This window comes from Arthrobacter burdickii, assembly GCF_030433645.1.
Classification (GTDB): Bacteria; Actinomycetota; Actinomycetes; order Actinomycetales; family Micrococcaceae; genus Arthrobacter_D; species Arthrobacter_D burdickii.
Map to the genome: position 1 here is coordinate 1,296,804 of NZ_JAROCG010000001.1, position 20,404 is coordinate 1,317,207.

At 65.1% G+C, this 20,404-nt stretch carries 20 protein-coding genes; 9 read left to right on the forward strand and 11 right to left on the reverse strand.

Features of this window, described 5'->3' with window-relative positions; genetic code table 11:
* Nucleotides 1-12 precede the first annotated feature (12 nt).
* The 4 genes from P5G52_RS06040 to P5G52_RS06055 all read right to left on the reverse strand — a co-directional run bounded on the left by P5G52_RS06040 (nt 13) and on the right by P5G52_RS06055 (nt 3,586).
* Nucleotides 13-1,539, reverse strand: coding sequence for a DUF2079 domain-containing protein (locus P5G52_RS06040; protein ID WP_301225587.1), 1,527 nt, complete (start codon nt 1,537-1,539; stop codon nt 13-15).
* Nucleotides 1,536-1,901 carry a sterol carrier family protein gene (locus tag P5G52_RS06045; protein WP_301225589.1) on the reverse strand — a complete coding sequence of 122 codons (366 nt, stop codon included), beginning with the start codon at nt 1,899-1,901 and terminating at the stop codon, nt 1,536-1,538. The genes P5G52_RS06040 and P5G52_RS06045 overlap by 4 nt, the downstream gene beginning before the upstream one ends.
* 9 nt (nt 1,902-1,910) lie before the next feature.
* Nucleotides 1,911-2,915, reverse strand: a complete 1,005-nt coding sequence (locus P5G52_RS06050) for an asparaginase (protein WP_301225591.1) — start codon at nt 2,913-2,915, stop codon at nt 1,911-1,913.
* Between the two features lie 89 nt (nt 2,916-3,004).
* On the reverse strand, nt 3,005-3,586 hold the full coding sequence (locus P5G52_RS06055; RefSeq protein WP_301225593.1) for a TetR/AcrR family transcriptional regulator: 582 nt from the start codon (nt 3,584-3,586) through the stop codon (nt 3,005-3,007).
* A 201-nt stretch (nt 3,587-3,787) separates the two neighbouring features.
* Here P5G52_RS06055 and P5G52_RS06060 point away from each other — a divergent pair, with 201 nt between their 5' ends.
* The 4 genes from P5G52_RS06060 to P5G52_RS06075 are packed head-to-tail and all read left to right on the forward strand — an operon-like array spanning nt 3,788 to nt 8,412.
* Nucleotides 3,788-5,206, forward strand: coding sequence for an APC family permease (locus P5G52_RS06060; RefSeq protein WP_301225595.1), 1,419 nt, complete (start codon nt 3,788-3,790; stop codon nt 5,204-5,206).
* Nucleotides 5,207-5,252: 46 nt separating this feature from the next.
* A complete protein-coding gene (locus P5G52_RS06065) occupies nt 5,253-5,585 on the forward strand; it encodes a cupin domain-containing protein (protein WP_301225597.1) in 333 nt (110 codons plus the stop codon).
* Between the two features lie 12 nt (nt 5,586-5,597).
* Complete coding sequence (locus P5G52_RS06070; protein ID WP_301225599.1) at nt 5,598-6,926, forward strand: flavin monoamine oxidase family protein; 1,329 nt, start codon at nt 5,598-5,600, stop codon at nt 6,924-6,926.
* A gap of 52 nt (nt 6,927-6,978) precedes the next feature.
* Nucleotides 6,979-8,412, forward strand: a complete 1,434-nt coding sequence (locus tag P5G52_RS06075) for an aldehyde dehydrogenase family protein (RefSeq protein ID WP_301225601.1) — start codon at nt 6,979-6,981, stop codon at nt 8,410-8,412.
* Between the two features lie 260 nt (nt 8,413-8,672).
* Here the strand turns inward: P5G52_RS06075 and P5G52_RS06080 are convergent, their stop codons facing one another.
* Entirely contained in the window at nt 8,673-8,906 is a 234-nt protein-coding gene (locus tag P5G52_RS06080; protein WP_301225603.1) for a hypothetical protein, read from the reverse strand.
* A gap of 7 nt (nt 8,907-8,913) precedes the next feature.
* Between P5G52_RS06080 and P5G52_RS06085 the strand changes: the two genes are divergently transcribed.
* Entirely contained in the window at nt 8,914-9,843 is a 930-nt protein-coding gene (locus P5G52_RS06085; RefSeq protein WP_301225605.1) for a DUF3500 domain-containing protein, read from the forward strand.
* Nucleotides 9,840-11,186, forward strand: a complete 1,347-nt coding sequence (locus tag P5G52_RS06090; protein ID WP_301225607.1) for a HupE/UreJ family protein — start codon at nt 9,840-9,842, stop codon at nt 11,184-11,186. Before P5G52_RS06085 ends, P5G52_RS06090 begins: the two co-directional genes overlap by 4 nt.
* A gap of 116 nt (nt 11,187-11,302) precedes the next feature.
* Here the strand turns inward: P5G52_RS06090 and P5G52_RS06095 are convergent, their stop codons facing one another.
* The 6 genes from P5G52_RS06095 to P5G52_RS06120 are packed head-to-tail and all read right to left on the reverse strand — an operon-like array spanning nt 11,303 to nt 17,632.
* A complete protein-coding gene (locus P5G52_RS06095) occupies nt 11,303-12,706 on the reverse strand; it encodes an MFS transporter (protein ID WP_301225609.1) in 1,404 nt (467 codons plus the stop codon).
* A gap of 30 nt (nt 12,707-12,736) precedes the next feature.
* Complete coding sequence (locus P5G52_RS06100) at nt 12,737-13,657, reverse strand: amidohydrolase family protein (RefSeq protein ID WP_301225611.1); 921 nt, start codon at nt 13,655-13,657, stop codon at nt 12,737-12,739.
* A gap of 32 nt (nt 13,658-13,689) precedes the next feature.
* Nucleotides 13,690-14,373 (reverse strand): 4-carboxy-4-hydroxy-2-oxoadipate aldolase/oxaloacetate decarboxylase, encoded by a 684-nt coding sequence (gene ligK / locus P5G52_RS06105; protein ID WP_301225613.1) that lies wholly within the window; start codon nt 14,371-14,373, stop codon nt 13,690-13,692.
* Nucleotides 14,374-14,412: 39 nt separating this feature from the next.
* Entirely contained in the window at nt 14,413-15,438 is a 1,026-nt protein-coding gene (locus tag P5G52_RS06110; RefSeq protein ID WP_301225615.1) for an amidohydrolase family protein, read from the reverse strand.
* Nucleotides 15,438-16,646 carry a 4-oxalomesaconate tautomerase gene (locus P5G52_RS06115; protein WP_363321867.1) on the reverse strand — a complete coding sequence of 403 codons (1,209 nt, stop codon included), beginning with the start codon at nt 16,644-16,646 and terminating at the stop codon, nt 15,438-15,440. Before P5G52_RS06115 ends, P5G52_RS06110 begins: the two co-directional genes overlap by 1 nt.
* 23 nt (nt 16,647-16,669) lie before the next feature.
* Nucleotides 16,670-17,632, reverse strand: a complete 963-nt coding sequence (locus P5G52_RS06120; protein WP_301225617.1) for a VOC family protein — start codon at nt 17,630-17,632, stop codon at nt 16,670-16,672.
* A 230-nt stretch (nt 17,633-17,862) separates the two neighbouring features.
* On the opposite strand from P5G52_RS06120, the gene P5G52_RS06125 reads away from it, so the two are divergent.
* From P5G52_RS06125 to P5G52_RS06135, 3 genes are read left to right on the forward strand one after another with little or no spacing between them, the layout of a single operon-like run.
* On the forward strand, nt 17,863-18,831 hold the full coding sequence (locus P5G52_RS06125; RefSeq protein ID WP_301225619.1) for an ABC transporter substrate-binding protein: 969 nt from the start codon (nt 17,863-17,865) through the stop codon (nt 18,829-18,831).
* A complete protein-coding gene (locus P5G52_RS06130; RefSeq protein ID WP_301225621.1) occupies nt 18,828-19,595 on the forward strand; it encodes an ABC transporter permease in 768 nt (255 codons plus the stop codon). Before P5G52_RS06125 ends, P5G52_RS06130 begins: the two co-directional genes overlap by 4 nt.
* Entirely contained in the window at nt 19,592-20,365 is a 774-nt protein-coding gene (locus P5G52_RS06135; RefSeq protein WP_301225623.1) for an ABC transporter permease, read from the forward strand. The genes P5G52_RS06130 and P5G52_RS06135 overlap by 4 nt, the downstream gene beginning before the upstream one ends.
* Nucleotides 20,366-20,404 lie beyond the last annotated feature (39 nt).

Genomic DNA, 20,404 nt, shown 5'->3' on the forward strand with positions numbered 1-20,404 from the left:
GGCTACCGGGCGTCAGGGACGTCGCTCGACGAGCTGGTAGCCCGCCTCGGCGAAGACGAGCGTGTAGTCGGTTCCGGGGTAGCGCTGCTCCGCGTGGGCCTCGGCGTCGCTCGGCCGGACGGCCCCCCAGCTCCAGTCGTCCGCGTCGACGATGAGGTAGTCCGGTGCCGGGTTGGTGTTGCCGAGCCAGTACACGCGGGTGTCGGGGACGAGGTAGGCCATCAACACCACCCCGCTCTCCACCGTCGATCCTTCCGGGATGAGGTCCATCATGTGGTGCGCGGCGTCCCAGCGCTCCGACTGCCGGTAGGTTTCCGGCTCCACGAGCACGGTGAACTTCTGCCCGGGCAACAGCACCAGGCAGGCCGCGACGGCGGCGGGGATGCCGACCATCGCGGTGCTGCGCACCCACCGCCGGCGGCTGGTTCGCAGCGTGTGCACGCCGTCCAGGAGGGCGAGGAAGAGAACGGGCATCAGCACGGCGCTGTAGTGCCACTCGGGCCCCCAGTAGCCTCCCTGGGTGGAGGCGAACCGCCACAGGAGGGTCGGCAGCAGCACCAGGCTCAACGAGGAGCGGAGGAAAAGGAACCCGCCGGCGAGCAGGAGCAGCAGGAGCGTCTCGTGCTTCGGCGTCCCGGAGACGAGGTCGACGACGGCGCTCACGGGGTCGGCGATCATCGCACCCACGTCGATCCGGTCGGAATAGTCGTACTGCCCGGCGGAGTTCAGGGCCGGGAGGATCACCCGGACCGAGAGGATCAGCCACAGGAGTCCCCAGGCGGACAGCCAGAGCCCCGCGGCGGCGCGGAGGCGCCACGCGAGAACCAGTCCGAGGGCGATGACGGTGAGTCCGAGGTCCTCCTTGACGAAGACGAGCAGCCCGCCCCAGACGACGGCCGGCAGGACGCGGCGCCGCAGCACGGCCTCGAGGCTCAGTGCGAGGAGCGGGACGGCGAACGCGATCTCGTGGAACTGCGCGGCGACGGCCGACTGCAGCCCCCAGGACAGGGCGTAGCCGATGCCGAGCGCGATCCCGGGGAGCGGACCGAGAAGGCGTGTGCCGGCCCGTGCCACGACGGCCACCGACAGGGCGAAGAGGAGGTCCTGCACGATCAGGAGAGTGAGGCCCGACGGCGCGACCGCGTACGCGGGCCCCAGCAGCACGAGCAGCGGGTGGAAGTGGTCGCCCAGGAGGTTGAAGTCCTCGCCCTTGATGGGGACGATCGGCGCACCGAACCCGGCGTACGCCTTCGCCAGTTGCGTGAAGATCCCCAGGTCCCAGGACGGCGAGCTCAGCCGGTTCCACTGGGTGACGGAGAAGACGGTGTACAGGGCGGCCGCGGCGAGACCGGTCAGCCAGGCACCGAGGGGCTGGTCCCGTACGGCTCGGGCCGTGCGGGCAGGGAGGGTGTTCAGATGGGCGCTCAGATGGGTGTTCAGGGAGCCCGCCCGGCGCCCGGTGGCGGGACGCCCGGCTGCGCTCGCGGCACTCGGCCGCCCGCCCGGCCTCGCGGCGCCGGCCTTCCGGTCCGTGCTCACGCGCGGAGCCCGGCGAGGGGGAGCCAGGCGCTGAGGTCGGCGCGCTGCCCGGACGCAGCGACCTTGCCCGCCGCGACCGCCGACGCCCAGTCCGTGGTGCCGCTGACCAGGGCGAGCCACGTGGTGGCGTCCGTCTCGACGACGTTCGGCGGTGTGCCGCGGGTATGACGGGGTCCCTCGACGCACTGCGTGACGCCGAAGGGCGGTACACGGACCTCGACGCTGTTGCCGGGAGCCAGCTCGGCGAGTTCCTCCAGCGTGAAGCGCACGGCTGTCGCGATCTCGTTCCGGCCGGCCGAACCGTCCGCCACCCGGGCCAGTGCCCGGCGACCGTCCTCGCCCGCGATGCGTCGTCGTGCCATGGTCCGTTCCTAGTCGAGCAGGGCTAGGACCGGGGCGGCGAGCCGCAGGCTGCCGACGGGACGTCCGCCGCCGAGGACCGGGGGGACGACCTTCTCGAGGACGGTCCCGACCTTGTCGGCGTCGATGGCGCCGGACGCGGCGAGCAGGGTGAGGCCGACGAGGGTGGCGGCCCGGGAGTTGCCGTCGAGGACCTTCAGGGCCAGGGACGCGCCGGTGCGTGCGGCGAGGACGAGGACGCCTTCCGCCCCGCTCTTGGCGAGGACGCCGAGGTCCTCCATGACCACCGAGTTCTCCATGCCGTTGCCGTGGACGGCCCAGGGGTAGTCGAGCATCGCGGTGGCGACCGTCGCCGCCCGCGCGTCGGCGTGCTTGTCCGAGGGCGCCTTGGCGACCTTGCCGATGCCGCGGGCGAGCCCCGTCAGTGACACGGCGGCGACAGGGGCACCGCAGCCGTCGACGCCCCACGCCGCCACGGACTCCTCGGTGTACTCCTCGATGACCGAGGCCACCGAGCGCTGGAGCGGGTGCGTGGGCTCGAGGTAGGTCGCGGTGTCCCAGCCGTTCTCGGTGCAGGCCCACAGGAAGGCCGCGTGCTTGCCCGAGCAGTTGAAGGCGATGCGCTGCTTCCCCTTGCCGCTGCGGACGAGCTCGTTGCGGGCTTCCTCGTCCTGTGGCCAGTCCTCGGGGCACTGCAGGTCGTCCTCGGTGACGCCGGCGGCGTCGAGCATGGTGCGGACCACGTTCATGTGCTCGCGGCTGGCGACATGGCTCGCGGCGGCGAGGGCCACCTGCGGGCCGCGTAGCGGTACGCCGGCCTTCATGCTGGCCAGTGCCTGGAAGGGCTTGAGGGTGGAGCGGGGGAAGATCGGGCTGCTGATGTCCCCGAGTTCGGTCACCACGGAACCATCCGCCGCCAGGACGACGGCGGCACCGATGTGGCGGGACTCGATGAAGCCGTTGCGTTCGAGGACGGCGAAGTCGACGGCGTCAGCCGTCGTGAAGGTGGAGGGCATGGTCCCAGTATTCCCTACCCGCCGCGGGCGTCGGTGCCCGCGCCGAGCCCTGACGTTCACGCTGCTCGGGAGGCTCCCCCGAATCCCATTTACACAGGTTGCCGATTCGCCTGGAGGCTGGCGTCCAATAGGTCGCCCACGCATATGACCGCCTCACGCACCGCGTCAGGATCGGCGACGGTGAGCTGTTGGAGCACCAGGCCGTCGAGGGCGGCGAAGACAGCCCGCGCCAACGGTCTGGTGTTCGCATGCCCCTTACGAGCTAAAGATCGTTCAAGGGCACTGATGTAGCCCTCGTAGAGCGTCACCGCCTCTTCTCGGAGTTCTGGTCGGCGGCGGGACTCGAGGACGAACTCGTACTGAAAGAGCTGTAGGTGTGGTTCGCGAGTAATGAGATCAACCAACGCGGCAGCGAAAGACTCATCGATCTCCTCAGCTGCCGATAACTCACTGAGGCTGATCGCCCGTGTCGTTGCCCAAGCTACTGCTTCGTGAAGCAGCGCTTCCTTGGTGCCGAAATGATGACTGATCAGGGTGTTGTTGACCTGCGCCACCTCGCTCACAGCACGAAAGGTCAGACCGTGGAGCCCACGTGCTGCAACGACGGAAACCGTTGCAGCCAGGAGAGCCTCCCTGCCTTTGCCGTACTTGTTGTGCCGGGTCGATGCCATACGCCGAGTCTATCCAGCTTCTGTGAGCCTTGACACAAACAACTCAGCATGTGCATAGTTTCGTCAGTGGCCGAGTGCAGCAGGTCACGCTCCCACCCCACCGGTACCCCTGTATTCACGGTTCCATCGACGCAACCGAAAGGCGCAACCATGGCTGGTTCGCACCAAACTGCAGACAGCGCTCCCACCCTTCACCGAACATTGCGATGGCAGGATGCCTTCGCGTTGGCGATGGCCGTCTCGGGCGGCCTCTTCGTGTCCTTCGGCGCGACGTTGGCTGCTATCGGCGCCTTCTCGGCGTTGTTCATCTGGGCCTTGGCCGCGGGGATCGGCTGGGTTCAGAACCACCTTTTCGCCGAAATGGCGTCCATGTTCCCTGATAAGCCAGGTGGAGTGCCGGTCTACGCCCATGAAGCGTGGAAGAGCCGTTTCGCTCCGGCCGGAGCGCTGGCGACGTTCGGCTACTGGTTCGGCTGGTCGGCCGTCATCTCCGTGGTGAGTATTACGGCTGGGGCGATTGTGCAGGCACGCTGGCTTCCCGAAGCTTCCTGGGCCCTCGATCTGGGAATCGCTCAGATGGGTCCGGCGCAACTCATCGGGATCGGCTTCATCCTCGCGCTCATGGTGCCCAACCTCATCGGTGCGCAACCGGCAGCATGGGTGAACAAGGTCTTTGGCGCCCTGCTGCTCATTCCGCTCCTGACCTTCGTCGTCGCTCCCCTGGTGAGTGGTCAGTGGGAACTGAGCAACCTGACTTGGGGTCTGGGGCAGCCAGGGGCAGATCATTGGGGAGGATGGCAGGACGCCGCTGTATGGCTGTATCTCATCGGCTGGACTGCCTACGGAACGGAGATGTGCGCCGCATTCACTCCCGAGTACCGCAGCAACAGGGACGCACGCCGAGCGCTGTCCGCCTCTGGTGGCTACACCTTCATGATGTTCGCCCTTGTTCCCCTCGGTGTGGGCGGTCTCGTGTCCCAGGCGGACGCTGCCGCTGATCCCAGTGCAGTCTTTGTCACGGGGTTCGCCTCCGTCCTTCCCGCCGGCTTCGCCGGGGATATCGCGCTTCTGATCACCATCGGAGCGCTCCTCATGGGAGTGAATGCCAGCATGGCTGACGGCTCCCGAGCCTTGTATGGAGCGGCCGTAGACGGGCTGGTTCCTCGCCAGCTCGAGGTCCTCAACCGGAACCAGGTCCCTGCTCGGGCCATCATCGTGGCCGTGATCATGAACGTGCTGTTGGTCATCTTCGTCTCCAACCCGATTTCCATCCTGGTGGCCGCCAACATCGGTTACCTGCTCGCCATCCTCCTGGCCGTCTCGGGGTTCCTGCTTCTGCGCAAGGACCGCCCCAACGCATTCCGCAGCTTCAAGCTCGGCGCATGGTCCGTGCCACTGGCCATCGTCCTGACCGTCTATGGGGCCGCAGTGCTGGTCATCGGTGCTTCCTCCTCGCACCTGTCCGGCTACGGCGGTCCTGTGGAGTTGGCAATAGGCGTCGGCATCCTGCTGCTGTCCCTGGTCTTGTTCGTCATTCGTCGACGATTCCAGGACCGGCTTCCCCTCCTGCGCGAACCGGACGACTCGATCGAACAGCGTCCAGCAACTGTCACAAGCTGATAATCCGCACCTCGGAATGACCCCGCAACGAAAGTAGGACATCCACATGTCTCAGGTATTTCACGCTCGCCACGACGACAACGCGTTCGAACCCTTCGAGCTCGGCAAGGTGCAGTGGCTGCGCCGCCCGGGCGACAACGGAAACGAAGCCCTCTCCGCAGGCCTATGGAAGGTCACACCGGAAGAGGCCCCGGAGCCCTTCGATCTACCTATTCATCAGGACGAGACGATCTGCATCGTCTCCGGGCACCTTCACATCGAGGTTCAGGGCGGGGACACCTTCGATCTGCCAGCCGGCGCGATGGCCTCACTCTCCAAGGGTGCGAACACACGGTGGACCGTGTTGGAGCCCACCATCGAATTCTTCGTCTACAGCTAGTAGGAGCACGTCATGGAAACTACTGACGTCATCGTCGTCGGGGCAGGTTTCGCCGGCCTCACCGCGGCCCGCGAACTGACCCGCCGCGGCCACAGAACCATCATCCTCGAAGCACGCGACCGGATCGCCGGCCGCACGTACCTCGACAACCAACTCGGGCGCAATCTCGAACTCGGCGGCACCTGGGTCCACTGGACGCAGCCGTACGTCTGGGCCGAGATGGGCCGCTACGGGATCGAACCCATTGCAGGGCCGGACTTCACCAAGGCCTACTGGACTGCCGACGGGCAGCACCATGAGGGGCATCCCGACACGTTGTTGGGGCTTCTTGATGAGCCCAACCAGGCACTTCTGGCCGATGCGCGGCGGTACTTCCCTCTGCCGTGGTCGCCGTTGTCCAACCCCGACGTGTCCGACATCGACCACATCACCCTGTCGGACGCCATCGACCGGCTGGACCTGCCTGAGGAGCAGCGACAGTTGCTGCGATCCTTCTGGACGCTGAACTTCAACGGCAGACTCGACGAAGCCGCGTACACGCAGGCGCTTCGCTGGTGCGCCGTCGCGTCCGGTTCCTGGTCGACCATGTTCGAAGCCTGCGCCTCCTTCAAGGTCGAAGGAGGGACCCTCCGCCTCGCCGAAGCGATCCTGGCCGACTCAACTGCTGACCTCCGGCTGGATCGGGTAGTTGCGGCCATTCAGCAGGACGACGCTGGTGTCACGGTCAGGACGGCCGATGGCTCACACTATGCCGCCCAGCAACTCGTTCTCGCCATTCCGCTGAGCACACTGAACGACCTCGACATCCAGCCCGAACTCTCGGCGGGCAAACGCGAAGCCGCTGCCCGCGGACAGGCCGGACGAGGCGCCAAGTTATGGATCAAGGTCAAAGGCCGCCAGGAACGCTTCGTCGCCATGGGCCCCGAACATGCTGCCCTCAACTTCGTTCAAGCGGAGTACATCGATGATGACTCGACCACGCTCGTCTGCTTCGGACCCGATGCCGCAGCCGTCGACGTCGACGACCCCGCAGCCGCCCAGCGCATCCTGGACGCACTGGTACCCGGCCTGGAAGTTCTTGAAGTCGCCGGGCACAACTGGGTCGACGACGAATACTCCCGCTCCACCTGGCCGATGCACTACGCCGGATACCTCACGCAATCCCTCGCAGAACTACAACGAGCCGAAGGGCGAATCCGCCTGGCAGGATCTGACTTTGCCAATGGCTGGGGCGGATTCATCGACGGGGCAATTGAAAGCGGTCTGGACGCCGCCCGCGCCATCGAACAGGAACTCGAGCGTAATCAACCTGTCGAATCAGCAATGACGACCCACTCTTAAATTTCTTTCCGAGCCATCGAACAGACAACTTCCCACAGGAGACATGACTGCTATGACAACCTCCACAGAGACAACCGCACCAGCCACCTTCGAGGGCCTTCTCGCCGCGATCCAGCCGGCCGAGGGCGGCAGGGACATCAAGGATCCCGCTACCGGAGCTGTGGTCGGACGCGCCCCGGAACACGGAACGCCCGACCTCGAGGCTGCGATCGGAAAGGCGCGCGCTGCCCAGCCGGCCTGGGGCGATCTGTCCCACGACAAGCGGTCTGCGTACCTCAACCGGGCAGCTGATGCGGTCGAAGCATCCGCCGAAGCACTCGCGCAGCTGCTCTCCCGCGAGCAGGGCAAGCCATTGAACGGACCGAATGCACGCTTCGAGGTCGGCGCCTGTGCGGCCTGGCTGCGGGCCACCGCATCCTTCGAGATGAAGCCCGAAGTGCTCGTGGATGATGATGGGGGCCGCGCGGAGCTGCACTACCGCCCGCTCGGTGTTGTGGGAGCTATCGGGCCCTGGAACTGGCCCATGATGATTACGATCTGGCAGATCGCTCCTGCCCTTCGGATGGGCAACGCCGTCGTCGTCAAACCCTCGGGGATGACACCCTTGTCCGTGCTGGCGCTTGTTCACGTGCTCAACAAAGTCCTGCCCGCGGATGTCCTCCACGTCATCGCCGGCCGCCGGGACGTGGGCGCCGTGCTGGTAAGCCACCCCGACATCGCCAAGATCATGTTCACCGGGTCCACCGCCGCAGGTCAGGACATCATTCGGTCCTCGGCTGACACGGTCAAGCGCCTCACCCTCGAACTGGGCGGCAATGACGCCGGCATCGTCCTGCCTGACGCCAACCCGAAGGAGATCGCCGAGAACCTGTTCTGGGGTGCGTTCATCAACACCGGCCAGACCTGCGCCGCCCTCAAAAGGCTTTACGTCCACGAGGACATCTACGACGCGGTGTGTGAAGAGCTCACCACGGTCGCCGCATCGATGCCCATGGGCGTGGGCCTGGATGAGAACAACGTTCTCGGTCCGCTGCAGAACAAGTCCCAGTACGACATCGTCGCCGGACTGGTCGAGTCCGCCCGCGATTCCGGGGCCACGGTGCTGCTCGGTGGCAACCCGGAGAAGGACCAGCCCGGCTATTTCTACCCGGCCACCCTCGTAGCCGATATCGACAATGACAATCCGCTGGTGACGGAGGAGCAGTTCGGACCGGCACTACCGATCATCAAGTACTCCAGTGTGGATGAGGCTGTCGCCATGGCGAACGGACTCGATGTGGGGCTCGGCGCTTCCGTCTGGTCGTCCAATGTGGAGTCGGCACTCAAGGTCGCCGCCCGCATCGAGGCCGGCACTGTCTGGATCAACAAGCACGGCACCGTGGACCCTCGGGTGCCCTTCGGAGGGGTCAAGACCTCGGGGTACGGCCTCGAATTCGGCGTCGAAGGCCTCAAGCACCTCGGAGCTCCCCAGGCCATCAGCTACTAGAACCGGTCACCCGCGGCGCCACACACCAGGAGTGGCGCCGCGACTACCTCTTGCGTCGACGGCCGTCAGGTGGCGAATCTGCCGATAATTCAGATATGTCGAAGCGGCGGAGCGCCCATGTGGCTCATCGGCGACCGTAGTCCATGCCCTGCAGCTACCCACCTTCTTCACAGGTCTTATACAGCCTTGGCCTAATGCCTGAACAGGGTCTGGCGATGAACTCTTTCCATGACTACTTCGACTTCCCCTGCCACACAGCGCTACTGGCGCAGGTTCGTATCCTCCGTCGCTGCGCTGACCCTCGCAGGTTCACTTGCCGCCTGCAGCGTCCCGGGCACGGCTTCCACTTCCACCACGGACACGTCCTCCAGTACGTCTTCCACGGCTACTGCTGAGGCCACCACCGACGCAACTGCTGAATCGACGGGGTCATCGACCGCTGAGGCATCGTCGAATGCATCTGCTGCGAGTAGCGAAACCTCGGCCGAGAACACCGCCGCAGTGTCGGAAGCGGCGGCGGCATTCACGGCGACCCTGACTGAGGGCCAGATCACCACGCTGAGCTTCGACTACACCGATACCGCAGCTAAATCGAACTGGTCGAATCTTCCAGAGGGCCTGGTTCAGCGCAGCGGCTTGGCGATGGGTGACCTTACCGATGAACAGCGCGAGGCCGCCTTGGCACTCCTGCAGGCCATGCTCAGCGAGGAGGGCTACCAGCAGGTTCTGGATACCTTCGCCGCGGACGATGTCCTGGGTTCGGGCACCCTGAGCGGTGGTACGGGTCCACAGCTGGATTGGAGCAGCGATAACTACTTCTTCGCTTTCTTCGGCGACCCGACCGCGGACAGCCAGTTCATGGTCCAGTTCGGCGGGCACCACTTGGCACTGAACATCGATTACAGCGATGGTGCGGTGACGATGACACCGGAGTTCGTCGGTATCGAACCGCAGACCTGGACCGACGAATCGGGCACCACGATCGAGCCTCTGGGTGCCCTGAAGGATTCCGTCTTCGCGGTGCTGGGCAGCCTCAGTGCCGAGGAACTGACCACCTCCGAACTTCCGCAGATCTACGACGACGTCGTCATGGGTGCGGGCGCCGACGCCGATGCTTTCCCCGAAGACGGCGGCGTCCTGGTCTCGGACCTGACGCAGGAACAGCAGGACCTTGTCACGGCGGCCATCGAGGAGTGGGTCGGCGATATCGACGAGGCGGTCGCAGCGGAAATCACCGCGTCCTATGTCGCGGCCTACGACGAGACGTACATCTCGTGGTCGGGTTCGACGGACCCGGAAAGCGAGGACGCCTACTTCCGGATCAGCGGCCCCCAGGTCTGGATCGAGTACGTACACCAGGCGGGCATCGGCGGATCCGACATCCACCTCCACACGGTGTACCGCGACAAGACCTCGGCGTACGGGGCATGAGCCGGCGGCCCGCCCGGGTCGCCGCAGCCAGCATCGCGGCGGGGGTAGCCCTCGCCGCGATGCCCGCCGCCGTCGCCTCAGCCCACCCCTCCGAGACCTCCGCCGTGCTCGTCACGGTCCACCAGTCCGACGTCGACCTCGAGCTCCAGGTTCCCCTCGACCGTTACACTTTGGCCACCGACACCACCATCGAGCCAACGGACACCGCTGTCAGCGACGCCGCAGCAAGCATCGAGTCCTACGTGCTGGACCATGTGGCCGTGACCGACGCCGATGGCGGCCTCGCCACGACCGTCGACTCGGTGTCCCTCGACACCATCAACAGCGTTCCTACCCTCATCGTCAACGTGACGGGCACGGCCGATGACGGGTCGGTCGGCGAGAGCCTCATCCTTGCCTACGACGTCGTCAGTGAGCGCATCGCCACCCACGACGTCTACGTATCACTGGTCAGCGACTGGTACAGCGGGGCTGTTGCCGACGGCGAGCCCCAGCTGCTCTCCGTCCTGACCAGTACATCAAAGACGGTCGGGCTCGATCGCGCGGGCTCCTCCTGGTGGAGCGGTTTCCTCGCCACGGTGCAGCTTGGCATGAGCCACATCGCCGAAGGCCCGGACCATGTGCTGTTCCTCGGGATGCTGCTGCTGATCGCACCCTGCCTCGCCGTTGCGACGGGCCGAGGAGCCGCACGTTGGCAGCAAGCGCCTATCAAGGGTTGGCGAGCGGGCGGAATCGTCCGCCGAACAGCACTGCTCGTCTCCGCGTTCACCCTGGGCCACGCGCTCAGCCTTGCGCTGGTGTCGTTCCAGCTCTTCTCACCCCCAGGGATGGTGGTTGAAACCCTGGTCGCATTGTCGATCGTGCTTGCCGCTGTCCATGCCCTCCGGCCCTTGGTCCGTAGGGGTGAACTGCTGATTGCCGCTGCTTTCGGGCTCGTTCACGGGACGGCCTTCGCCACGACCCTGGTGGAAATGCACCTTGATACCGGGGCCCTCGTCGGAGCCATCCTCGGCTTCAACGTCGGAGTCGAACTGGCCCAACTCATCGCCGTCGCGGCCATCCTGCCCCTGCTCGTCCTCGCAGCCCGAAGCACTGCCTACCGCTACCTGCGCGTGGTGCTGGCAGCTGGCGGCACCATCGCAGGCAGCGCCTGGGCCATCGGCGTCCTCACCGGCACTGACTCCGTATTCAGTCCCGTGTTCGCCGCCATTGCTGCTGCCCCCCGCGTCTCCTGGGGCCTGCTCGCGGTCGTGTGCATGCTCGTCTGGGCCCTTGGTTCCCGCGAAAGAAGCACCAGCCGCTGCCACCGCGCCTCGTTCCCACTCTCGGGATTCTCGCGCTAGACACCGCAGGCGCGACCGAGCTGATGCCAGGCCTTACCCGCCCTAGCGTTGCAGACCGGAGAAGCCCCGCAGATGAGCAACCACCTGCGGGGCTTCGGTTATGCGACCGTGTCCGATCAGGAGATGTTGGGGGTAGCCGGTGTTTCGCTCGGCTTTACGGCGGTGTCCGTCGTCGAGCTGGTTCCTTCGGCGAGGATGAGCCGTGCCCGCTTCGTCATGGGCCCGAAGATCGCCAGTGCTACTGCGCCGACCATCCAGGTGCCGGCGATGAAGATGAAGACGCTTTCGTATCCTGTCCTGGTGTAGAGCGCGGCGATGATGAGGGGTCCGGCGGCGTTGGAGAGCCGTCCCAGCCCGTAGGAAACGCCGGTGCCCAGCGACCGTCCGCGGGTGTCGAAGAGCTCGGGGGAGTAAGCGTAGGCGAGTGCCGTGTAGCCGCGCTCGAACATGTTCACGAGGAAGCCGAACACGACGATGAGGATCGGGTTGAAGGTCAGTCCGTAGAGGAGCCCGCAGACGGCGATCAGCGTTCCGAAGACGACCAGGCACCATTTGCGCTCGAAACGGTCGGTGACCAGGGATGCGACGAATGAACCCAGGGGCGCCCCGACGGTTGTCAGCGCCACGTAGAAGATGGACTTCTGGACGCTGAAGCCTTCCTGCGCGAGCAGGGTGGGCGCCCAGGATGAGTAGCCGAAAAACCCGATGGTCTGCGTCACCCACAGGATCGTGAGGAGGATCGTAGGGCCAAGGTATTTCTTCTGCAGCAGGATGCTCAGGGGTGCCTTCGGCTGCGGGCTGGTGACGACGGGGGCAGCTGGTGCGGACAACGTGCCCTTTTCTGCCTCGACGCCTGCCTCGATCTTCGCGAGGACGGCGTCTGCCTTGTCGTACTGGCCCTTGCTCTCGTACCAGCGGGGGGACTCCTGAAGGTGCCGTGTGAAGAGGATGAACAGGATTCCGAGCGACCCCCAGAGGTAGACGAGGCGCCAGGACCAGTCGGTGAGGGGTACGACGCCGGCTGCGATGAGGTTGGTGACGGGTGTTCCGCAGATGCCGATGACGATGGCGTAGGCCTGGTACTTGCCGCGCACGGCGGCAGGGAAGATCTCGTTGATGTAGACGACGGCGACGACGGTCATGGCGGCCAGTCCGGCGGAGGTCAGGACGCGGAAGACGCCGAGGGAGATGATGTCCCACGCGAACACGGCCGCGAAGGAGAAGAGGGCGAACCAGAGGGTGGTGATGGTGAGGGCGTTCTTCCTCCCCCACCTGTCGGCGATCCAGCTGGCTGCGATGGAGCCGAAGAACATGCCGACGAAGGACAGGGAGGTTACGTAGGCGATCTGGTTGATGGTGACGCCCCACAGTTCGACCAGTTTCGGTGCGGTGGTGGCGAAGCTGTTGATGTCCGCGAATTCGAAGAAGTACGCGAAGGAGACGGCGACGAGGGTGATCTTGTGGAAGCGGGAAATCGGAAGCCGGTCGAGCCGGTTGGCTGCATTGCTGTGCTGCTGCATGGGGAGCCCTTTAAAGGTTGTGGGGGAGGCTCAGGCGACGTCGCCGGGCCAGTAGAGGCGGGTGGGGTTGTCGACGAGGAGCTTGTGCTGTTGGTCCGGGGTTTCTGCGATGAGGGGGATGTAGTCGACGAGGAGCCCGTCGTCGGGCATGTGGTCCTTCAGGTTCGGGTGAGGCCAATCCGTTCCCCAGAGCACGCGGTCCGGGAATTCTGCGATGACCCGACGTCCGAACGGAACGGCGTCCTGGTAGGGACGCAGTTCGCCGTTGAGGGCTGGAGGTCCTGTCAGGCTGAGGCGTTCCGGGCAGCTGACTTTCACCCAGACGTCGTTCTTGTCGGTGAAGCGGAGGAAGCGCGTGAAGTCGGGTCCGTCGACGGGCTGTGATGTGTCGGGTCGGCCCATGTGGTCCACGACCAGGGGTGTGGGCAGGGCGGCGAAGAAGGCCTCCAGTTCCTCGAGGTCGGCGCCTTCGAAGTAGATGACGATGTGCCATCCGAGTGGGGCAATCTTGTGCGCGATGGTCCGCAGCTCGTCCTTCGGGGACGTGTTCACGAGACGCTTGAGGAAGTTGAAGCGCACTCCCCGGATGCCGGAATTGTGTAGCTGTACCAGCTCGTCGTGGGTGATATCGGGTCGGACGGTGGCGATACCGCGGGCCCGGCCGTTGGAAGCGTCGATTGCGTCGAGCATCGCGCTGTTGTCCGCGCCGTGGCAGGTCGCCTGGACGAGGACATTGCGGCTGATGCCGAGGTGATCGCGCAGGGCGAAGAGCTGATCTTTGCCGGCATCGCACGGAGTGTATTTCCGCTCCGGGGCGAACGGGAAGGTCGCTCCTGGGCCGAAGACGTGGCAGTGCGTGTCGACGGTCCCCTGCGGGAGGGCGAATCGGGGCTTGGAGGGGTTGGGATACCAGTCCAGCCAGTCGGGGGTTTTCGTGAACTGCTCGGTCATCGGTGCTCCTTTGCTCCTGGCCTGTGGGGGTCCTAGTCGATGTAGCGCAGGCCGGCTGCTTCGAGCGGTTCGCGCATGGAGTAGATGTCGAGGCCGAGTTCTCCGGCGGCGAAGCGGACGCGTTTGGTCTCTTCGTTGTCCTCGCGTGTGCGTGCCGCTGCCGCGACTTCCGCCGCGCGGGCGGCGGGGACGACCACGACGCCGTCGACGTCGGCAATGACGACGTCACCGGGAGTGACCAGGGCATTGGCGCAGACTACGGGGATATTGACGGAGCCGAGGGTGGCCTTGACGGTGCCCTTGGAATTGATGGCACGGCTGAAGACCGGGAAGTTCATGTCCTGCAGTGTGGCGACGTCCCGGCATCCGCCGTCGATGACGAGACCGACGGCGCCTCGGGCGTGCAGGGAGGTGGCGAGCAGGTCCCCGAAGAAGCCGTCCTCGCTTTCGGTGGTGCAAGCCGCCACCAGCACGTCTCCGGGCTGGATCAGCTCTGCTGCCACGTGCATCATCCAGTTGTCCCCCGGCTGCAGGAGCACGGTGACTGCTGTGCCGCAGAGTTTCGCGCCCGGGAAGACGGGCCGGATGTAGGGGCGCATCAGGCCCAGGCGGCCCATGGCTTCGTGGATGGTGCTCACGCCGAAGGCGGACAGTGCTTCGACGTCGGTCGTGGCGGCTCGGGTGATGGTGCGGTGGACTACTCCGAGTTCCTGCATGACAAGAGGGCTCCTATAAGTCGTGGTCATAAGTCGTGGTCAGCGGCCCTGCTGTTTGAGCAGGTCGTTCAGTCGGGGGTAGACGGTGCGCGCGTTGTGTTCCTGGATGGCTGCCAGGTCCACGTCGTCTAGCCCCGCGGAGTCGATGTAGCGTGCGGTGTCGTCGAAGTTGTGGCCCGTGCACGGGTCGACGTCGCGGACGGCGCCGATCATCTCGGAGGCGAAGAGGATGTTGCGGGTGGGGATGACGTCCAGCAGCAGGTCGATCCCTGGCTGGTGGTAGACGCAGGTGTCGAAGAAGACGTTGCCGAGGACATGCTCCTCGACCGGAGGCTTCTTCAGGGCCATGGCCAGTCCGCGGAAGCGGCCCCAGTGATAGGGGACGGCGCCGCCGCCGTGGGGGATGACCAGTTTCAGGGTGGGGAAGTCTGCGAAGAGGTCGCCCTGGATGAGCTGCATGAAGGCGGTGGTGTCCGCGTTCAGGTAGTGGGCGCCGGTGGTGTGGAAGGCGGGGTTGATGCTGGTGCTGACGTGCACCATGGCCGGAATGTCGTATTCGACCATCTTTTCGTAAATGGGGTACCAGGATCGGTCTGTCAGGGGTGGGGAGGTCCAGTGCCCGCCGGAGGGATCGGGGTTGAGGTTCAGCGCGACGGCGCCGTATTCCTCGACGCACCGGACGAGTTCGGGGATGCAGGTCGCGGGGTCTGCTCCGGGGGACTGGGGGAGCATGGCTGCGGGAACGAACCGTTCCGGGTAGAGCCGGCTGACGCGGTAGCACAGCTCGTTGCAGATCGCGGCCCATTCTGCCGAGGTCGTGAAGTCGCCCACGTGGTGCGCCATGAAGGACGCCCTGGGTGAGAAGACGGTGAGGTCGATACCGCGCTCGTCCATCAGGCGCAGCTGGTTCTGCTCGATGCTTTCCTGCAGGTCGCCGTCGGAAATCGCTAGGTCCGCGCGCGACGGAGCCAGCGACGGGTCCTCCAAGCCGGCAACCTGGCGGTCGCGCCATTGGCCGAGGGCCGCGGGGGCCGTCGTGTAATGCCCATGGATATCGATGATCACTACGAGTCCTTTCCAGCGGATGCGGAAGCTGCATCCGAGTCGTCGAGGTTCCAGTGGCGGCTCGGGATGAAGACATCCCCGGCCATGATGAGGCGGGCGGTCCGGACGAGGGCGGACTTTGTGACGTGCTGCGGATCGGCCGGTTCGAGGCCGAGTTCGACACTGAATTCACCGGCGGGATGTTCCACCGAGACGGTGACCTCAGGACCATCCCCGACCTGGGCGACCCCGCGGGCCACCGTTCCGTCGATGATGCAGGCGGTGGCGACGGTTACCGCTGCCAGGACGCCGATCGATTCATGGCAGACATGCGGAATGAAGCTGCGGGTATGGATTGAACCGCCGTGCACGGGATCGGCGACAAGGGTCATTTTCGGGTAGTTCTTCAGTGCCACATCACCCAGACCCATGAGGTGACCGCTTGCGAGCCGCAGGGTTTCCAGCGTGTCCTTGAGCTCCTGGTTTGCGTTGAGATCGGCGGGAGTCTCGTACCCGGTGGCTCCGACTGCGTCCGCGCGGAGAATTACCAGCGGCATGCCGTTGTCGATGCACGTGACGTCGATGGTGCCGGTGCCATCGACGTCGATCGGGTCCCGGACGTTGCCTGTTGGTAGCAGGCCCGGAGCCACGGATCCTGCTGTGTCGAGGAAGTTGATGGCCACTGCGGCGGCGGTTCCCGGGACACCGTCGACCCTCGTGTCGCCCTCGTAGTCCACGTAGCGCCCGGCCGGTCCCATGGGAGTCGGAACGGTGATTTCCGCGACCATGTCCGTGTTGAGCGTCAGTACCCGTGCGGTCGTGGTGTCCGCAACGGGAGTGAGCAGCCCGGATTCGATGGCGAAGGGAACCACGGCTGCGAGCATGTTCCCGCAGTTCGGGCTGATGTCGACGACGTCACTGGCCGGTTGCAACTGCGCGAACAGGAACTCGAGGTCGACGCCCTCCCGCTCGCTTCGTCCGACGATGCCGGCCTTGCTGGTCAGCGAATGCGCCCCGCCCAGACCATCGATCTGCCGCGGATCAGGGGAACCCAGAACCGCCAGCAGGACAGTATCCCGCGTGGCCGGGTCGACCGGCATATCGGCAGTGCGGAAGAACGGGCCCCTGGAGGTTCCGCCCCGCATGAACCAACAGGGAATAGCAACCTGACTGCCGGCCCACCGCGCTCCCACGGACAGGACTGCTGTGGCTGGTGCTGGGAAAGACACGTCTTCTCCTTGCTCGGGGGGCTTCAGTGCGCGGGCACGGCTACGGGAGGTGTGCCGTGGGTGTGGAACGTCTCGATGGTCTTCATGCCCCAGGCCTGGCCCTTGGCACGGTCTGCTTCCGTCCACTCCACGGTTTTCCAGTCGGGCGCCAGAATCATCCGGGCTCCGGAGTTGCACAGTTCGATCCGGTTGCCGCCGGGTTCGTACACGTAGAGGAAGAAGGTCTGCTGGATGGCGTGCTTGTGCGGCCCGGATTCAATGTGGATGCCGTTTTCGAGGAAGATGTCCGCGGCTTTCAGGATGTCTTCGCGGGTGTCGGTCGCGAAGGCGATGTGGTGCAGGCGGCCGGTGCTGCCCGTCCAGTCCTCGCTGTAGACCAGGTCGTAGCTCTTGTTGTTGAAGGTGAACCACTGGGCGCCGAGCTTGCCGCTGTCGAGGCGGATCTGTTCGGTGGCGCGGCCTCCCAGGGTTGCTGATGTGAAATTCCCGTTGAGTGTGACGTCTGCGGCCAGGAAGTTCACGTGGTCCAGGCGGCGGGCGTTGACGCCGGTACCGGGGAACCTGTCCGCCTGGTTCTTCAGCGCGGGCCGGGATTCGTCGGTGGGAACATGCCACTCGGACTCGTAGTAGATGTCCATGGGGTGACCGTCCGGGTCGGTGAAGGCGTAGGTGCGCCCTATGCCTGGTTCACCGTCGTACCATCCGATTCCGCGGCCACTGGCTTCGATGGCGGCTACCCGCCGCTCGAGTGCGGCGTCGCTCGAAGCACGCAGTGCCACCTTTCCCACGCCCGAGGTGGGACTGGCCGTCAGCTTGATGGTGTGGTGCTCGTAGTCGTCCCAGGCGTGCAGATACGCGGAATCACCCACGCGCGCCACTTCCCGCATCGCAAGCAGCTCCGTGAAGAACCACAGGCTTTTCTCGAACTCCGGGGTCAGAAGTTCCACGTGGCCCACATGCGCCACGTCGTGGAAGGCATCGTTCATTCTCGCTGTCCTTTGTCATCGGGGGAGGGGCGTCCGCCGAACGACGCCGTTTCGATCGAGTGAACCAGCTCACACGCAATATTGTCAACAATTTAGCGAACAACAGAAGTGAAGTGCAGGTGAACGGAACCTCGACGATTTAGGTCGCAACATTGTTGACAATAATGGTGGCAGGACATAGCTTGATCGTGTCGTAGTGACCCGCACCACACCTACTCAGAGGATTGACAATGAAGTCGTACCCCGCCGTCATGGCCGTCACCGCACTCCTTCTCACCGGCTGCTCGTCGGCGCCCCTGGCTCAGGGGGCGGCTTCTGCTGAGGCTGAAGCCGGCGCCGGCGAGCAGATCCAGGTGGGCATCATTCCCATCGTGGACGTCGCCCCCATCTACCTCGGCCAGGAGCAGGGATTCTTCGAGGACGAAGGGCTGTCCCTGGAGCTGGTTCCCGCGCAGGGCGGAGCTGCGATCGTCCCCGCCGTCACGAGCGGCACGATGGATTTCGGGTTCAGCAACGTATCGTCGATGCTGCTGGCCAAGTCGAAGGGACTCGATGTCAAGGTCGTGGCCTCCGGTGCCAGCTCCACGGGCGAAGAGGGCAAGGACTTCGGCGGCATTTTGGTGGCCAAGGACAGCCCGATCACGTCGGCTGCGGATCTGGCGGGCAAGACCGTTGCCGTCAACACTCTGAACAACATCAACGACACCACGGTGCGGGCATCCGTCCGCAAGGCCGGAGGTGACCCGTCCACCATCAAGTTCGTGGAACTGGCCTTCCCTGACATGCAGGCGGCACTCGAGCGGGGCCAGGTGGACGCGATCCAGGTCGTCGAGCCGTTCCTCACCACGGGAACGGGCGCCGGCGACACGCTTCTTGCCTCGAACTACGTCGACGCGGCGGACGGCCTCACTGTCGGCGCCTACTTCACCACCGCGGCCACCGTCTCCGACAACCCCGAACTCGTGGAGAAGTTCACCGCCGCCATGGAGAAGTCCCTGACCTACGCGCAGGACAACCCCGACGCGGTCCGCGAGATCCTGCCGACCTACACCAAGATCGATGCCGCCACCGCGGAGAAGCTGGTCCTGCCCGACTTCGCCAGCGAGATCAACCGCGCGTCCGTCGAAGAGCTGGTGACGCTGTCCAAGGATGACGGGCTGCTGACCGAAGACGTGAACCTCGATGAGCTGCTTCCATGACCAAACGAACCCTCGGGCTTGCGGGCATCCTCGGATTCCTCCTCACCTGGGAGCTGATCCCACGGCTGGGACTCGTTGAGGCGCGCTTCCTGCCACCGGCCTCGGAGGTGCTGGCTGCGCTTGCCGTGGACTTCCAGCTGACTGCCTTCTGGGCGGCGGTGGGGGAGACCCTGCTGGCCTGGGTTCTGGGACTGGCTGCCGCCGTACTGTTGGCGGTGGCCGCAGGATTCGTGGTGGGTTCCTCGCAGTTCCTACGGCGGTTCACCAACTCGACCGTCGAATTCCTCCGACCCATACCGTCCGTCGCGCTGATCCCCCTGGCCGTCCTGTTGTTCGGGGTGAAGATCGAATCCTCGCTGATGCTCATCATCTATGCATCGTTCTGGCAGATCTTCATCCAGGTGCTCTACGGAGTGGCCGACGTCGACAACGTCGCCATGCAGACGGCCCGGAGCTTCGGGCTCAAGACCGTGGCGCGTGTGCGATACGTCGTCTTCCCGACGGCACTGCCCTACCTGATGACCGGGGTCCGGCTGGCCGCGTCGGTCGCCTTGATCCTCGCCATCACGGCAGAGCTTGTCATCGGTTCTCCCGGACTCGGCCGGGAAATCGCACTGGCACAATCCGGCGGGGCGATCTCCGGGATGTACGCCCTGATCGTGGCCACCGGCCTGATCGGCGTTCTGATCAACCTGCTGATGAGGTTCATCGAGCGCAAGACCCTCTCCTGGCACTCCTCCATCCGTTCCGAGGTGATCGTATGAGAATCGCGAAAAGCTTCCTGTATGTCCTGGGGCTGCCGGCGCTGCTCGTCCTGATCTGGTGGCTATCCACGCTCGGCGCGACAAGCTTCTTCGTCCCCACGCCGGGCACTCTTGCCTCCACCTTCGGCAAGACATGGTTCGGCGACCGGATCTTCACCGACGTGCTCCCCAGTATCCTGCGGCTCCTTGCCGGCGTTTCGGCGGCGATCATCCTCGGCATCCTTGCCGGGCTACTGATCGGGTCGATCCCGTGGCTCCGGGCATTGACCGAACCGGTGCTCGAATTCTTCCGGGCCGTTCCGCCACCGGTCCTCGTGCCCGTACTGATGCTGCTGATGGGCATTTCCGATTCCATGAAGGTAGTAGTCATCATTTCCGGCTGCATCTGGCCGGTGCTGCTGAACACGATCGAGGGTGTCCGGGCGATCGACGGCGTACTCTCCGACTCCGCCCACACCTACGGCATCGGCGGATGGGCCCGGGTCCGGTACCTGGTCCTACCATCGGCCGGGCCGCAGATCCTCGCCGGGGTGCGCCAGTGCCTCTCCATCGGCCTCATCCTGATGGTCATCTCCGAAATGTTCGCGTCCTCATCCGGACTCGGCTTCACCATCGTCCAGTTCCAGCGTTCATTTGCCGTGCCGGAAATGTGGTCCGGCATCGTGATCCTCGGCCTGATCGGCGTTGCCATGTCCTTCATCTTCCAATTCACCGAGCGCCGCATCCTGCGCTGGTACTACGGCCTGCGAGAGGTAGAAAATGCAGTCTGACATCAATCAGAACCCGGACCTGGCTGGGAGCCCCGGTGC

Coding starts and splice junctions, on each gene's coding strand:
- ligK (WP_301225613.1), bottom strand. CDS start 14,373: ATGCAGGAACTCGGAGTAGTCCACCGCACCATCACCCGAGCCGCCACG.
- P5G52_RS06065 (WP_301225597.1), top strand. CDS start 5,253: ATGTCTCAGGTATTTCACGCTCGCCACGACGACAACGCGTTCGAACCC.
- P5G52_RS06075 (WP_301225601.1), top strand. CDS start 6,979: ATGACAACCTCCACAGAGACAACCGCACCAGCCACCTTCGAGGGCCTT.
- P5G52_RS06130 (WP_301225621.1), top strand. CDS start 18,828: ATGACCAAACGAACCCTCGGGCTTGCGGGCATCCTCGGATTCCTCCTC.
- P5G52_RS06095 (WP_301225609.1), bottom strand. CDS start 12,706: ATGCAGCAGCACAGCAATGCAGCCAACCGGCTCGACCGGCTTCCGATT.
- P5G52_RS06100 (WP_301225611.1), bottom strand. CDS start 13,657: ATGACCGAGCAGTTCACGAAAACCCCCGACTGGCTGGACTGGTATCCC.
- P5G52_RS06070 (WP_301225599.1), top strand. CDS start 5,598: ATGGAAACTACTGACGTCATCGTCGTCGGGGCAGGTTTCGCCGGCCTC.
- P5G52_RS06120 (WP_301225617.1), bottom strand. CDS start 17,632: ATGAACGATGCCTTCCACGACGTGGCGCATGTGGGCCACGTGGAACTT.
- P5G52_RS06055 (WP_301225593.1), bottom strand. CDS start 3,586: ATGGCATCGACCCGGCACAACAAGTACGGCAAAGGCAGGGAGGCTCTC.
- P5G52_RS06045 (WP_301225589.1), bottom strand. CDS start 1,901: ATGGCACGACGACGCATCGCGGGCGAGGACGGTCGCCGGGCACTGGCC.
- P5G52_RS06135 (WP_301225623.1), top strand. CDS start 19,592: ATGAGAATCGCGAAAAGCTTCCTGTATGTCCTGGGGCTGCCGGCGCTG.
- P5G52_RS06090 (WP_301225607.1), top strand. CDS start 9,840: ATGAGCCGGCGGCCCGCCCGGGTCGCCGCAGCCAGCATCGCGGCGGGG.
- P5G52_RS06050 (WP_301225591.1), bottom strand. CDS start 2,915: ATGCCCTCCACCTTCACGACGGCTGACGCCGTCGACTTCGCCGTCCTC.
- P5G52_RS06125 (WP_301225619.1), top strand. CDS start 17,863: ATGAAGTCGTACCCCGCCGTCATGGCCGTCACCGCACTCCTTCTCACC.